Genomic DNA, 12933 nt, shown 5'->3' on the forward strand with positions numbered 1-12933 from the left:
TCGTCCAATGGGACTAGCGCCCGCCACGGCCAAAACACTTAGTCTGGTTGGACGATGTCCGGGCGGGCCGCTGCTTCCATAGTCGCTCCTGCTGCACTTCCCCCCCCTTACATCGCAGGTCGGGCGGGCCTGACCTGGGCACGAGGACGAGATGACAAAAACAATAATCGCCCCACCATCGCTACTCCCCCGACTGCACACTGCCCTGCTGATACTTGCCGGCGGGCTGGGCGGACCGGCCAGCGCCATGACCTTCCAACCCAACGAGGATCTGACTGTCGACTGGGACACCACCCTGACCTACAGCCTGGCCTGGCGTACCGAATCCCGGAGCCACAAGCTGGTGGCCAATGCCAACGGCAACGATGGCGACAACGCTTTCGCCAGGGGCAGCCTGATCAACAATCGCAGCGGCTTTCTTACCGAAGCCAACCTGCGCTGGCGTGACGACTACGGCTTTTTCATTCGCGCCGACGGCTTCTACGACAACGTCTACGACCGCGACAACGACAACCCCAGTGGCACCTCCAACTGCTTTGCCGGCGGCAACTGCAGCCGTCCCGACCGTTTTTCCCAGGACACCATCGACCAGCACCGCAACGACCTGCGCCTGCTGGACGCTTATGCCTATGGCACCTGGAACCTGTCCGGGCACAACCTCAACGTACGCCTGGGCAAGCAGGTGGTGAGCTGGGGCGAAAGCCTGTTCTACCCGGGGATCTCCGCGGCCCAGAGCCCGGTGGACGCCACCAAGTCGACCACCCCCGGGGTCGAGGTCAAGGAAGTGCTGCTGCCGGTGGGCCAGCTGTTCACCCAGTTCAGCCTGAGCGACAGCCTGGACGTCCAGGCCTACTACCAGTACCAGTGGCAGAAGACCGACCTGTTCGGCGTGGGCAGCTTTTTCTCCACCACCGACTACATCGATCGCGGAGGGGAAAACGACGCCACAGGCTTTGTCCACCGCCTGAAGAACGACACCCCGAGCAACAGCGGCCAATACGGCCTGGCCTTCACCTACGCCGCCGAATCGCTGAACAACACCGAGTTCGGCCTGTACTACTCGCGCTACCACGACAAGACCCCGTCCCTGGACTTCCAGAGCCAGCTGGGCAGCTACCGGGCAATCTACTTCGACAACATCGATCAGTACGGAGCGAGCTTCTCCACGGTGCTTGGCGACACCAGCATCGCCGGCGAGGTCAGCTACCGCGACGGCCAGCCGGTGATGGTGGACAACGGTTTCGCCAGCCCGGTGCGAGCCAAGACCCTGCAAGCCCAGGTTTCGGTGATCGAAGTGCTGGGGCCCACTTCCTGGGCCGACAACACCACCCTGACTGGCGAGCTGGTGTACAACCAGGTGCTGAGCAACGACAGCTCGCAGCCGACCCAGCTGGCCCCGGGGTTCAGCCTTCCGGGTACCGACAAGCTGCTCTACGACCGCTCAGCCTGGGGCTACACAGTGCAGGCCAGCTTTGACTACAACGACGTGTTCACCGGCTGGGACCTCTCGGTCCCGATCACCTTCAGCACCGCCGCGCACAACGACAGCTCCCTGGTGGGCTCGATCAACTCGGGCCAGGGCGACGACCGCGCAAGCATCGGCAGCTCCTGGCGCTACCTCGGCAACTTCACCATCGAGGCCCGCTACAACGCCTACCTGGGCAACGCCAACAACAGCCCGCTGGCGGACCGCGACAACCTCGCCCTCAACTTCAAGTACCGGTTCTGATTCCCTGCCCCAAGGAGCACAGCATGTCGAGCACTATCTACACTCAGTTGTTGCGCACGACCCTGGCCGCCAGCTTGCTGGCCGCAAGCCTGGCAACCCAGGCCAAGGTCAGCCCCGAGGAAGCCGCCCGGCTAGACCGGGACCTGACCCCCATGGGTGCGGAGCGGGCCGGCAACGCCGACGGCAGCATTCCTGCATGGTCGGGAAAGTGGCTGGGCCTGCCCCCTCAGCTCAAGTACGACGGCCCCGGCAGCCCCTACCCCGATCCTTATGCGGCGGATAAACCGCTGTTCGTGATCACCGCGGCGAACATGCAGCAGTACGCCGCCAACCTCACCGATGGGCAGAAGGCGCTGTTCAAACGCTACCCGCAGACCTTCACCATGCCGGTATACCCCAGCCACCGGGACTTTCGCCTCGACCAGCGGCTGTATGACGCCATCAGGAAAAACGCCGTCAACGCCGAGCTGATCAACGACGGCAACGACACCCGCAACGCTTGGGCCGCCTCGCCGTTCCCGATCCCCAAAAACGGCAGTGAACTGATGTTCAACCACACCCTGGCCGGCCGCGCTTACACCGAGGAGGCCAACTACCAGCAGGCGGTGGTGTACTCCAACAAGGAGCAGGTGCTGGAGCAGGTCAACTACAAGATCTATTCGATCTGGTCGGCCCCGGACAAGACCCCGGAAAGCGCCAACGGCGTGCTCACCAACTTTCTTCTGACCACCCTGGAGCCGATCCGCAAGAAGGGCGAGATCATCGTCGGTCGCGAGTTCATCACCCCCACCGCCGCGCCGCGCCAGGCCTGGCAGTACAGCCCCGGGCAACGCCGGGTGCGACGCGCACCAACGGTTGCCTATGACTCGCCCACCGGCGCCGGAGGCTTTCGCGTGCAGGACGAGGACCGTCTGTTCAACGGAGCTCCGGACCGCTACGACTGGACCATCATCGGCAAACGAGAGATCTACATTCCCTATCACAACTACCGGATCGACGATTCCAGCGTGAATCTTGCGCAGATTCTCGCCACCACCGGCCACGTCAACCCGCAGTACATGCGCTACGAGAAGCACCGGGTCTGGGTCCTGCAGGCGACCCTCAAGGAAGGTGCACGGCATATCTATGCCAAGCGCGTGCTCTACCTTGACGAGGACACCTGGGCCGCCACCCTGGCCGACAACTACGACAGCCGTGGCCAGCTGTGGCGCACCAACATGCAAACCTCGGTCTACGCCTATGAGATGCAGCGCTACCAGGCGCGCCTGGGGATCTACCAGGACCTGATCGCCGGCTCCTACCTGGTCGACCGACTGCTGGTGGACCAGAAACCGGCCAAGCTCAATGCCAGCAACTTTGTCGATGACGACTTCACCCCGGGCAACCTGCGCAAGCTCGGTACCCGCTGAACCCGGCTGGCCCGGGCGGTTCACACTCCCGGGCTGGCTATCGCGCCGGCTGGCGGGCCAGCCCGCCAGCCATGCCCGGCAGGCTGCAAAATCGCCTGCCTGCGGCGCTTCAGGCTCAGGCTGGTACTTGCCCTGCCACCATCGAGTGCGCGCTGAAACAGCATTCGACCAGCTTCCATTGCCCGGCAATACACCGGTAGCGGTCCTGGTAGATCCCCCCCAACTGGCGCGTGGCGCCACTCTCGGCATCCAGGTTGAAGTAGTACAGCGCCCAGCGCCCCCGGGCCTGATCCTCGCCGAGCAATTCAATCTCCGGGTTGGCGCCATGGTGGATGTCGATCACTCGTGGCTGGCAAGCCAGTTCCTGATACAGCGCGAGAAAGCTGTCGCGATCGCGAAAGCTGCCCAGTGGGCCGTAGTCGATCAGTATCTCGCCCTCAGCAAAGCAGTCGCGGATCACCTCCACCTGCTTCAAGTCACAAGCATTCAAGTAGCGATGCTTCAACTGGCGGATCGCTTCTAGCGCCTCCAGGCGGGCAATACGTTGTTCAAGAATCATGGCACAGGCCTCGCAATCATCGTGGATCGACGCCGGGTGGCGGTCATCGTGCGTGCTTATTCACCAGCCGCACATGCCAGGAAGTGTATCGACCGGTCGGCGCCGGCTGATCGTCTGTTGGGACTAGCCCCTGGCGCTCGACCCCACTCACGAAGCGGTTGCCCCACGGGCACTAGTCCGTTTGGTGGATTCGGCAAAGTGGCTCAGGCCCGACCCTGTCCTTCGCAGGACCCACCTGCCGTCGACCATCAACAGAGGAATCTGCCCGCCATGGAAAAAGTCATCTATCTGCTCTGGCGTGACCCCAGCAGCACCGATGAAACATTCGCCCGGCACGTGCGCCACGAGGTCATAGGGCAACTGCAAGCCCTGGGCGCCCAGGGCCTGCAGTTGAACCTGGCGGATAGCGAAGTCGCTCCCGCTGCGGCCCTGCGCCAGGAGAACCGGCCACGGCTGCCGGATGCCTGCCTGTCGCTGTGGCTGGACAGCGCCAACGCCGCTCCCCGGGCGCCTTTCGACCGGGTATTGGCACAGGCCACGACCCGCCTGGCGGCCTATCTGGTGTGCGAGTCCGAAGCGATCCGCAACACCCGTTTCCCCCCCTCACCTGGTGAGCGGACTTACGGCTTCGCCCAGGTGGCCCTGCTGACACGCCCGCCGCGCCTGACCCCGCAGACCTGGCTGGAGATATGGCGCAACCAGCACACAGAGGTTGCCATCGTCACCCAGGCCAACTTCCAGTACGTGCAGAACCTGGTGGTGGCGGCCCTGACCCCGGACGCGCCGCCCATCGACGCCATTGTCGAGGAATGCTTCCCGCCCGCGGCGATGACCGACCCCCAGGCCTTCTTCGACGCAACGGGAGACGAAGCACGGTTCGAGAAAAACCTGGCGGCCATGATGCAAAGCTGTGCGCGCTTTATCGACTTCGACAAGATCGATGTACTACCCACCAGCCAATATCGATTCTGACGCCTGGCCGGGCACTTTTGCGCAACGCCAAAGCCCGACGCCAGGCGTCGGGCTTTGGTATCGGGCTTCGCCACCCAAAGGCCGACGCTGTCGCTTCAGCCGAGCGCCTTGCGCAGCTCTGCCGTTGCTTGTGCCAGCACCTGGGCGGCGCGTTCGACAAAGGGCGACAGGCTGATGAAGCCGTGGATCATCCCCTCGCAGCGCTGCAACCGAACCGGTACAGCGCTTGCCTGCAAGCGCCTGGCGAAGGCTTCGCCCTCATCGCGCAGCGGGTCGAACCCGGCGGTGATCAAGGTCGTGGGCGGCAGGTCGCCCAGATCTTGCGCGCGCAACGGTGAGGCCAGCGGTTCATCGACCAAGGAGGCTCCGGCACCGTACAGGCTCCAGAACCACCTCATCATCGCGGCCGTCAGCATGTAGCCTTCGGCAAAGTCGCGGTAGGAAGGACTGTCGCACGCGGCGTCGAGTACCGGATAGAACAGGCATTGGTGGCGGATCTTCGGTCCCTGGCGCTGCGATGCCAGGCGGCTGACTGCCAAGGCCAGGTTGCCACCGGCACTGTCCCCGGCAAGCGCCAGGCGTGAGCCGTCGATACCCAGCTCGGCCGCGTGCTCCACCAGCCAGCACGTGGCCGCGTAGCAATCGAGCGGCGCGGCCGGGAAAGCCGCCTCCGGTGCCAGCCGATAAGCCACCGACACCACCACGGCCCCGGTCTGGCTGGCCAGGGCCCGGCACAGGTAATCGTGGGTATCGAGGGTGCCCATGATGAAACCGCCACCATGAAAGAACACCAGCAGCGGCAGGCGCTCCTGATCCAGCGGACGATAGAGCCGGGCATCCAGTTCGCCGGCATCGCCAGCCACGCGCAACTCGCGCACTTCATGCACGGCCGCGCCAGGGGGCATGGCCATCAGGTTATCGGCGAACTGCCGGTACTGGGTCGCGTCCAGCTGGCTGAAGTCCGGCGGCGCCAAGCCCTCCAGAGATTGCAGTACAGCGGCGATCTGCGGATCAAGAGACATGGTCGGCCCCCTCGGTGTCAGGCATACGGAACTGCGGATTGGTTTCGTCGAGGATGCTGCGCACCCGGCGCTGCAGGGCCTCCTTGAAATCCTTGTGGGGCAAAACCCAGAAACGCTTGGCATCGATGGCATCGAACACCAGCGTGGCCAGTTCGGCGGGGCTCATGCCCTCGCGAATGCGTCCATCAAGCAACTGGCTCAAGCCATCGCCAGCGGCATCGCTGTGCTGGTTCGAACCCATGATGGCGCTGGCCACGGGGCCCGGGCAGATCACCGAAACCGCGATGGGCGCGCCCAGCAGCGCCAGTTCGTAATGCAGGGTTTCCGAAAGCGCCACCACCGCCTGCTTGGTGACGTTGTAAGGCGCCAGCAACGGGCTGCTGAGCAAGCCGGCCAGGGACGCGGTGTTGATCACATGGCCACCACGGCCCTGGCGCAGCAGCAGCGGCAGGAAACTGCGGATGCCGTGGATCACTCCGTTGAGGTTGATGTCGAGCATGCGCTGCCACTGGGCCTGGCTGATCTCCCAGCTGTAGCCGGTCTGCATCACCCCGGCATTGTTGAACAGCAGGTCGACGCCACCAAAAGACTCGACGGCGCAATCGCGCAAGGCCTCGACCTGGGCCAGTTGCCCAACATCGGTAACCCGGCTCACCACCTCGGTTGCGTTGGCCCGCAAGGCGTCACAGACCCGAGCCAGCCCGGGGGCATCCAGGTCCGCCAGCACCAGGCGCATGCCACGCCGTGCGGCCTCTTCGGCCAGGCCCCGGCCAATCCCGCTGGCGGCGCCGGTAATCACTGCTACCTGCCCTGTTTGACTGCTCATCGAAAACTCCTGCGGTGGTCAAAGGCCTCAGTAGAGCCGGCTGGCCGGCACTGGCCATCGTCCATTCAGACGATGCCCCAAGGCACAGGGGCGGCAGAATCGATCAGGAGTGCAAGCACCGCCGGGCTTCGGCCTGAGGCCACGGCGGCCCCACCGTGACCCGGAGAAGAACAAGAGATGAACACCCTGCACCGAATCGAGACTCAACCCCTGCAATCACGCTACGCCAGAGGCTGGCATTGCCTGGGGCTGGCGGCCCAGTACCGCGACGGCAAGGCCCACCGCCTGGATGTGTTCGGCACCCGGCTGGTGGCGTTCGAGGGCGAAGACCGCCAGTTGCACATTCTTGACGGCTACTGCCCGCACATGGGCGCTGACCTGAGCACCGGCTGCATCGAAGGCAACGCGCTGCGCTGCCCCTTTCATGCCTGGCGCTGGGGCGCCGACGGCGTCTGCGACGACATTCCCTACGCCAAGCGGATTCCGCCACGCGCACGAATCAAGAGCTGGCCGCTGATGGAGGAAAACCAACTGTTGTTTGTCTGGAATGACCCCCAAGGCAACCCGCCCATCGAGCAGCAGCGCATACCGCGGATCGACGCCTGCTTCGACGAACAATGGGCCAACTGGGAAGTGGCGGAGCTGAAGATCGAGACCAACTGCCGTGAACTGATCGACAACGTCGCCGACATGGCGCACTTCGGCACAGTCCATGGTGCCCCGGTGCAGGCCTTCAGCAACCGCTTCGAAGGCCATCTGGCCACCCAGGAAATGCGCGCCCGCAGCGAACGCCTGTCCGGCGACAGCGAGCTGAGCACCACCGCCACCTACTTCGGCCCGGCCTACCAGATCACCGAAATGACCGGCGCGATGAACGGCCAGCCGATCCATTCGATCCTGCTCAACTGCCACGTACCCATCGACCTGGACAGTTTCACCCTGCGCTACGGAGTGCTGGTGAAGAAGATCCCCGGCCTCAGCGAAGAACAGAACCAAGCGATGGCCAAGGCCTATGTGCAACAGGCCCAGGAAGCCTTCTACGAGGACGTGGCGATCTGGCACAGCAAGACCCGAGTGGACAATCCGCTGCTGTGCGACGGTGACGGCCCGGTGTACCAGTTGCGCAAATGGTACGAGCAGTTCTACACCGATATCGAAGCCTTGCCGGCCAGCACCCAGGAGGCACGGGACTTCATCGTACGCGAGGGCCAGAACCTCTGACACAGGACCTTTTTCACCCCTGATCCGCCCCGGAGAGCTGCCGATCAGATGCCTTGCAAGAACCATTGCGCGCCAGCGATGCCGACCCTACTCTCGGCCACCGCTACTACCCAAACAATAATAAAAACGGTTTTCGCCATGCAGAAGAACCTCAGCCTTGAGACGTTCAGTGACCTGATCGGCAATCTCTACCAGGGGCCCATGGAAAACATTCCATGGGCCACCTTCCTCAACCAGCTCAACCTCCATCTGAACAGCAAATACGTGACCTTTATCCTGCGCCCGCCCAGCGCCCAGGTGGATGGGCTGATGGTCAACACCACCGGCAGCTCCAGCGAGGTCACCACCTCCTACAACACTCACTTCTTCAGCCTCGATCCGTTCGTCGACCTGCCCAACCGCCAGGTGGTGACCCTGGCGGAGTTCGTCTCCAACGACGACTGGTTGCAATCGGAGTTCTACCGCAACTTCCTGGAGCCGGTGGGGGTGTTCCATATCCTGGGCGCCGACATCAACACCAGTGAAGGCGCCCAGTGTCGCCTGCGCATCAGCCGCGGACGCGACGACCAGCCATTCGACCAGCAGGAAAAGGAGCTGCTGGCGCAGTTCGTGCCGCACCTGGAACGCTCGATCAAGATGCACATGAAGCTCAACCGCATCGAAACCGAGCGCAATCTCTATGCTGGCGCCGTAGACCAGATGGCGGTCGGCACCATCATCCTCGACGAGACCGGCAAGGTGTTGCAGACCAACCAGGTGGCCGAGCGGCTGATCCAGGAAAAGGACGGCATCAAACTGGTCAACGACGGCCTGCAGGTCGGTACCGCCCGCGACACCCAGGAATTTCGCCGCCTGGTGAAACAGTCGCTGCTGTCGCATAAACGCAGCAACCCTTCGGTGGTCGAGGCGCTGCGGGTGCAACGGCCCTCGGGGCGCGCCGACCTGGGCATCATCGTACGCTCGGTACCGCTCTCTGCCTGGAGCGAAGGCAAGCGCTGCCCCACGGTAGTGATCTTCATCAGCGACCCGGAGCAGCAGTCCTGCGCGCCCCAGGAGATCGTCCGGGTGCTCTTCGACTTCACGCCGGCCGAAACCCAACTGGCCATGCTCCTGGCCAACGGCCTGACCCTGGACGAAGCCTCCCAGGAGCTGGGCATCAGCCGCAACACCTCCCGCGCCCACCTGCGCTCGACCTTCTCCAAGACCGGAGTCACCCGCCAGACCATGCTGGTGCGCCTGATCCTGCGCAGTGTGGCCACCTTGGGCTGAGCGCCCGAAGAAGGTTCGCCGGCTGACGCTGCACCACTCGGCTCGCGTCCCGCCGGCTAGTCCAATCGGACGAGGCCGGACCCAGGGCTACGACATAAGGTCGACCTACAAGAACAACACCGCCGTGGAGGCTCGCCATGCGCAAATCCACCCTTTGCCTGCTGCTGTTCATCATCATCGGCACCAGTGCCGGCGCCTATCAGGTCTTCAAGAAACCGGCCTACCGTGCCGCCAGCATGCTCAGCCAGTGCGCCGCCAATCCCTGCTATCCGCCCCAGGTACGCGGCCTGCTGCCCTGAACCCCCGGTGTGGGCGTCCAGGGTGCGCCCTGTGCATCAGGTGGGCAGTACGCCACGGGCCCGGGACAGAGTCAGCGCCAGGTCTTCGATCATGTCTTCCTGGCCACCGACGGTGCCGCGCCGGCCCAGCTCCACCAACAGCTCGCGAGCCGAGATGCCGTACTTGCGCTCGGCACGCTTGGCGAACAGCAAAAACGAGCTGTAGACCCCGGCGTACCCCAGCGTCAGCGCATCACGGTCGAGCCGGATCGGCTGGTCGAGCATGGGCACCACCCGGTCTTCGGCGACATCCATGATCGCGTACAGATCCACCCCGCTGCTGACACCCATGCGCTCCAGCACCGCCACAAACACCTCCAACGGCGTATTGCCCGCCCCGGCACCGAGCCCCGCCACCGAACCATCGATGCGCGCCGCCCCGGCCTCGATCGCCGCCAGGGAGTTGGCGATCGCCAGGCCCAGGTTGTGGTGGCCGTGGAAACCGACCTCGGTCCCGGGGTTGAGCCCCTGGCGCAGCACGCCGATCTTCTCGCTGACTTCATCGGGCAGCATGTAGCCCGCCGAGTCGGTGCAGTAGATGCAGTTGGCGCCGTAGCTCTGCATCAGTTGCGCCTGCTGCAGGAGTTTCTCGGCGCTGAGCATGTGCGCCATCATCAGGAACCCCACCGTATCCAGGCCCATCTTCGCCGCCATGCCGATGTGCTGGCTGGAGACATCGGCCTCGGTGCAGTGGGTCGCCACCCGCACCGTGCTCACCCCGTGCTCGTGGGCCATGCGCAAGTGGTCGAGGGTGCCGATGCCCGGCAGCAGCAGTGCCGAGACCCTGGCCTGTCTGAGCTGCGGAATCACCGCGGCGAAATACTCCTCGTCGCTGTGAGCCGGCAGGCCATAGTTCAGCGACGCGCCGCCAAGGCCGTCGCCGTGGGTGATCTCGATCAGCGGCACCCCCGCCGCGTCGAGCCCGGTGGCCACCGAGATCATCTGTTCCAGGCTGATCTGGTGGCGCTTGGCGTGCATGCCGTCACGCAAGCTCATGTCGTGCAGAACAACGCTTCTACCTTGCAGATTCATGGCAATTCTCCGGTCAACGAACAGGCAGTTGCAGGGCGCCCCGGTGGGCTTCTTCGGCAAACATCTCGGCGGTGCGCAAGCCGGCGGCGGTCATGATGTCGAGGTTGCCGGCGGACTTGGGAAGGAAATCCCCCAGCCCCTCGACCTCGATGTAGATGCTCACTTGGTTGCCGTCGAACACCGGGCCGTTGATCAGTTTGTAGCCCGGCACATAGCGCTGCACTTCCTTGACCATGCGCAGCACCGAGGCGCGGATCGCCGCCTGGTCGGGCTCCTGGTCGGTCAGGCAGTGGATGGTGTCGCGCATCATCAGTGCAGGTTCGGCCGGGTTGATGACGATGATCGCCTTGCCGTGCCGGGCACCACCGATGCGCTGCACAGCCTCGGCGGTGGTGCGAGTGAATTCGTCGATGTTCTGCCGGGTGCCCGGGCCCACCGAGGCCGAAGACACGGTGGCGACAATCTCGCCGTAGCTGACCGGCTGCACCTGGGCCACCGCGGCCACCATGGGGATGGTCGCCTGGCCGCCACAGGTGACCATATTGACGTTCAGCGCCAGGCTCTGGGCGTGTTGCTGCAGGTTCACCGGCGGCACGCAGAACGGGCCGATGGCCGCCGGGGTCAAGTCAATCATGATCACCCCCAGGGCATTGAGCTGGCGGCTGTTCTCGGCGTGGACATAGGCCGAGGTGGCGTCGAAGGCGATGCGAATATCGTCGTCCAGGACATGAGGCAGCAAACCGGCCACCCCGTCCGAGGTGGTCTTGATGCCCAGCTCCCGGGCGCGTTCGAGGCCCGCGGACTGCGGGTCGACACCCACCATCCACACCGGTTCGATCCATTCTGAACGGCACATCTTGAGCAACAGGTCGGTACCGATATTGCCCGGGCCGATAATGGCCGCCTTGAGTTTCTTGCTCATTCACATACCCCCTTGGGTCAGGCGCAGAACGACACCCGGGCACTGCCCAGGCCATCGATGGTCAAGGAAAAGTGATCGCCGGCCCGGGCCGGTTCCAGGGGCACCAGGGACCCGGAGAGAATGATTTCCCCGGCCTTGAAGGCAATCCCGAAAGCGCCCAGGGTGTTGGCCAGCCAGGCCACCGCGGTCAGGGGGTTGCCCTGCACTGCCGAACCCAGCCCCTCGCTGATCAGGCACCGGTTCTTGAACACCTGCATGCGCAGGTTGGGCAGGTCCAGGTGGTGTGGGTCGGCCCGCTCCTCCCCGAGCACGAAAACCCCGCAGGAAGCGTTGTCGGCCACGGTGTCCTGGATGCGGATGCGCCAGTCGTGAATCCGCGAATCGACGATTTCAAAGCACGGCGCCACCCATTCGGTGGCGGCCAGCACCTGGGCCTCGGTGACGCCGGGGCCCAGCAGGTCGTGCTTGAGCTTGAAGGCGATCTCGCCCTCGGCCCGGGGCTGGATCAGGCGGTTGCCCGACAGGGAAATGCTCGCGCCGTCGGCAAATGCCATGCCCTGGGTGATAAAGCCGAAATCCGGCTGGTGCACGCCGAGCATCTGTTGCACCGCCGCCGAGGTCACGCCGATCTTCTTGCCGACGATACGATCGCCGTCCGCCACCCGCCGCTGGATGCCGTACAACGAGATCTGGTAGGCGTCCTCGATGCTGATGGCCGGCCAGCGTTCAGTCAGCGGTGCCAGGGTCCGGCCCTGGCGCAGGGCCTGGTACAGCTCTTCGCCGTACTGCTGTTGCAGGGTCTGGCTCATGGCTGCGGCTCCGCAAGAAAGTCCAGGCACTGGCGGTTGAACAGCTGGCGGTATTCAACCATCACCCAGTGCCCGCATTCGCTGAGCAGCAGCATGCGGATCTGCCGGCAATGCTCCATCAACGTCTGCGCCCCGGAGGCCGGGCAGAACTGATCGTTGACGCCCCAGAAACCGAGGATCGGACAACTCAGCTCGGCCAGGCGCGCCGTCAGGTTCGGCACCTGCATGGTGGACAGCACCTCCTGGGGTTGCTCCTGCACCACCGCGACCCGCTCGGCGACCGTTTCGTCGCTGATCAGGCTCGGGTCGAACAGTTGCAGGCTCAGCAGGCGACGCATGCCGGCGGCGTTCCGCAACTCCCCCTGGGCAAACGCTGCGGCCATCTGCTGGATACCGGCCATGCGCAGGTAGTACTGCTCCTTGTCCATCAACCCACCGGGGGCCATCAGCACCAGGCGGCTGACCCGCCGTGGCTGGTCCAGCGCCAGTTGCAGGGCAATCGCGCCACCCAGGGAGTTGCCGATCAGCACGCAGCGGCCAATGTCCAGGGCATCGAGCAAGCCACTCAGGGCCTCGACGAAAAAGTCCAGGGTGTACTGGGCCAGCGGTTTGTCCGAGGCGCCGTAGCCCGGCAGGTCGGGAACGATGCAGCGATAGCCGGCGGCGGCGAACGCCGGGTAGTTGCCCTTGAAGTTGCTATGGCCGCTGGCACCCGGGCCGCTACCGTGGATGAACACCACCGGATCGCCGCTGCCCATGTCCTGGTAATGCAGTTGCATACCGTTAGGCAGCGTCACTGTCCGCCCCTGTGCTGAAGCCTTCATC

The 12933-nt window shown here is 64.4% G+C and carries 13 protein-coding genes; 6 read left to right on the plus strand and 7 right to left on the minus strand.

Annotated features, from left to right (window positions below):
- Positions 1-151 precede the first annotated feature (151 nt).
- A complete protein-coding gene (locus AC1RL5_RS31245) occupies positions 152-1729 on the plus strand; it encodes a DUF1302 domain-containing protein (RefSeq protein WP_072452552.1) in 1578 nt (525 codons plus the stop codon).
- 23 nt (positions 1730-1752) lie between these two features.
- Positions 1753-3138, plus strand: a complete 1386-nt coding sequence (locus tag AC1RL5_RS31250) for a DUF1329 domain-containing protein (RefSeq protein ID WP_492590196.1) — start codon at positions 1753-1755, stop codon at positions 3136-3138.
- 115 nt (positions 3139-3253) lie between these two features.
- Here the strand turns inward: AC1RL5_RS31250 and AC1RL5_RS31255 are convergent, their stop codons facing one another.
- Positions 3254-3697, minus strand: coding sequence for a nuclear transport factor 2 family protein (locus tag AC1RL5_RS31255; protein ID WP_492590194.1), 444 nt, complete (start codon positions 3695-3697; stop codon positions 3254-3256).
- A gap of 270 nt (positions 3698-3967) precedes the next feature.
- On the opposite strand from AC1RL5_RS31255, the gene AC1RL5_RS31260 reads away from it, so the two are divergent.
- The gene (locus tag AC1RL5_RS31260) at positions 3968-4669 is read left to right on the plus strand and encodes an EthD domain-containing protein (RefSeq protein ID WP_072452546.1); all 702 of its coding nucleotides are present in this window, start codon (positions 3968-3970) and stop codon (positions 4667-4669) included.
- 95 nt (positions 4670-4764) lie between these two features.
- Here AC1RL5_RS31260 and lipP1 read toward each other — a convergent pair whose 3' ends face one another.
- Positions 4765-5691 carry a LipP1 family hormone-sensitive lipase gene (lipP1, locus tag AC1RL5_RS31265; protein WP_492590192.1) on the minus strand — a complete coding sequence of 309 codons (927 nt, stop codon included), beginning with the start codon at positions 5689-5691 and terminating at the stop codon, positions 4765-4767.
- A complete protein-coding gene (locus AC1RL5_RS31270; protein WP_072452543.1) occupies positions 5681-6517 on the minus strand; it encodes an SDR family NAD(P)-dependent oxidoreductase in 837 nt (278 codons plus the stop codon). Before AC1RL5_RS31270 ends, lipP1 begins: the two co-directional genes overlap by 11 nt.
- A gap of 177 nt (positions 6518-6694) precedes the next feature.
- Between AC1RL5_RS31270 and AC1RL5_RS31275 the strand changes: the two genes are divergently transcribed.
- The 3 genes from AC1RL5_RS31275 (at position 6695) to AC1RL5_RS31285 (ending at position 9306) form a co-directional block, all read left to right on the plus strand.
- Positions 6695-7738, plus strand: a complete 1044-nt coding sequence (locus AC1RL5_RS31275) for a 3-ketosteroid-9-alpha-monooxygenase, oxygenase component (protein ID WP_262212542.1) — start codon at positions 6695-6697, stop codon at positions 7736-7738.
- A gap of 138 nt (positions 7739-7876) precedes the next feature.
- The gene (locus AC1RL5_RS31280) at positions 7877-9007 is read left to right on the plus strand and encodes a helix-turn-helix transcriptional regulator (RefSeq protein ID WP_072452539.1); all 1131 of its coding nucleotides are present in this window, start codon (positions 7877-7879) and stop codon (positions 9005-9007) included.
- Between the two features lie 137 nt (positions 9008-9144).
- A complete protein-coding gene (locus AC1RL5_RS31285; protein WP_176876786.1) occupies positions 9145-9306 on the plus strand; it encodes a hypothetical protein in 162 nt (53 codons plus the stop codon).
- A 36-nt stretch (positions 9307-9342) separates the two neighbouring features.
- On the opposite strand, the gene dmpG is transcribed toward AC1RL5_RS31285, so the two are convergent.
- From dmpG to AC1RL5_RS31305, 4 genes are read right to left on the minus strand one after another with little or no spacing between them, the layout of a single operon-like run.
- Entirely contained in the window at positions 9343-10377 is a 1035-nt protein-coding gene (dmpG, locus tag AC1RL5_RS31290; protein ID WP_072452537.1) for a 4-hydroxy-2-oxovalerate aldolase, read from the minus strand.
- A gap of 13 nt (positions 10378-10390) precedes the next feature.
- Positions 10391-11299, minus strand: coding sequence for an acetaldehyde dehydrogenase (acetylating) (locus tag AC1RL5_RS31295; protein ID WP_492590190.1), 909 nt, complete (start codon positions 11297-11299; stop codon positions 10391-10393).
- Between the two features lie 17 nt (positions 11300-11316).
- Positions 11317-12108, minus strand: a complete 792-nt coding sequence (locus AC1RL5_RS31300; RefSeq protein ID WP_072452533.1) for a fumarylacetoacetate hydrolase family protein — start codon at positions 12106-12108, stop codon at positions 11317-11319.
- Positions 12105-12932, minus strand: a complete 828-nt coding sequence (locus tag AC1RL5_RS31305; protein WP_072452530.1) for an alpha/beta fold hydrolase — start codon at positions 12930-12932, stop codon at positions 12105-12107. The genes AC1RL5_RS31300 and AC1RL5_RS31305 overlap by 4 nt, the downstream gene beginning before the upstream one ends.
- Position 12933: the final 1 nt, after the last annotated feature.

Source organism: Pseudomonas sp. GW822-FHT06D10, from assembly GCF_058799535.1.

Excerpts from the sequence above, each read along its gene's own strand:
- AC1RL5_RS31285 (WP_176876786.1), top strand. The coding sequence starts at position 9,145 with ATGCGCAAATCCACCCTTTGCCTGCTGCTGTTCATCATCATCGGCACC.
- dmpG (WP_072452537.1), bottom strand. The coding sequence starts at position 10,377 with ATGAATCTGCAAGGTAGAAGCGTTGTTCTGCACGACATGAGCTTGCGT.
- lipP1 (WP_492590192.1), bottom strand. The coding sequence starts at position 5,691 with ATGTCTCTTGATCCGCAGATCGCCGCTGTACTGCAATCTCTGGAGGGC.
- AC1RL5_RS31300 (WP_072452533.1), bottom strand. The coding sequence starts at position 12,108 with ATGAGCCAGACCCTGCAACAGCAGTACGGCGAAGAGCTGTACCAGGCC.
- AC1RL5_RS31275 (WP_262212542.1), top strand. The coding sequence starts at position 6,695 with ATGAACACCCTGCACCGAATCGAGACTCAACCCCTGCAATCACGCTAC.
- AC1RL5_RS31250 (WP_492590196.1), top strand. The coding sequence starts at position 1,753 with ATGTCGAGCACTATCTACACTCAGTTGTTGCGCACGACCCTGGCCGCC.
- AC1RL5_RS31245 (WP_072452552.1), top strand. The coding sequence starts at position 152 with ATGACAAAAACAATAATCGCCCCACCATCGCTACTCCCCCGACTGCAC.
- AC1RL5_RS31260 (WP_072452546.1), top strand. The coding sequence starts at position 3,968 with ATGGAAAAAGTCATCTATCTGCTCTGGCGTGACCCCAGCAGCACCGAT.
- AC1RL5_RS31255 (WP_492590194.1), bottom strand. The coding sequence starts at position 3,697 with ATGATTCTTGAACAACGTATTGCCCGCCTGGAGGCGCTAGAAGCGATC.
- AC1RL5_RS31280 (WP_072452539.1), top strand. The coding sequence starts at position 7,877 with ATGCAGAAGAACCTCAGCCTTGAGACGTTCAGTGACCTGATCGGCAAT.
- AC1RL5_RS31295 (WP_492590190.1), bottom strand. The coding sequence starts at position 11,299 with ATGAGCAAGAAACTCAAGGCGGCCATTATCGGCCCGGGCAATATCGGT.
- AC1RL5_RS31305 (WP_072452530.1), bottom strand. The coding sequence starts at position 12,932 with ATGAAGGCTTCAGCACAGGGGCGGACAGTGACGCTGCCTAACGGTATG.
- AC1RL5_RS31270 (WP_072452543.1), bottom strand. The coding sequence starts at position 6,517 with ATGAGCAGTCAAACAGGGCAGGTAGCAGTGATTACCGGCGCCGCCAGC.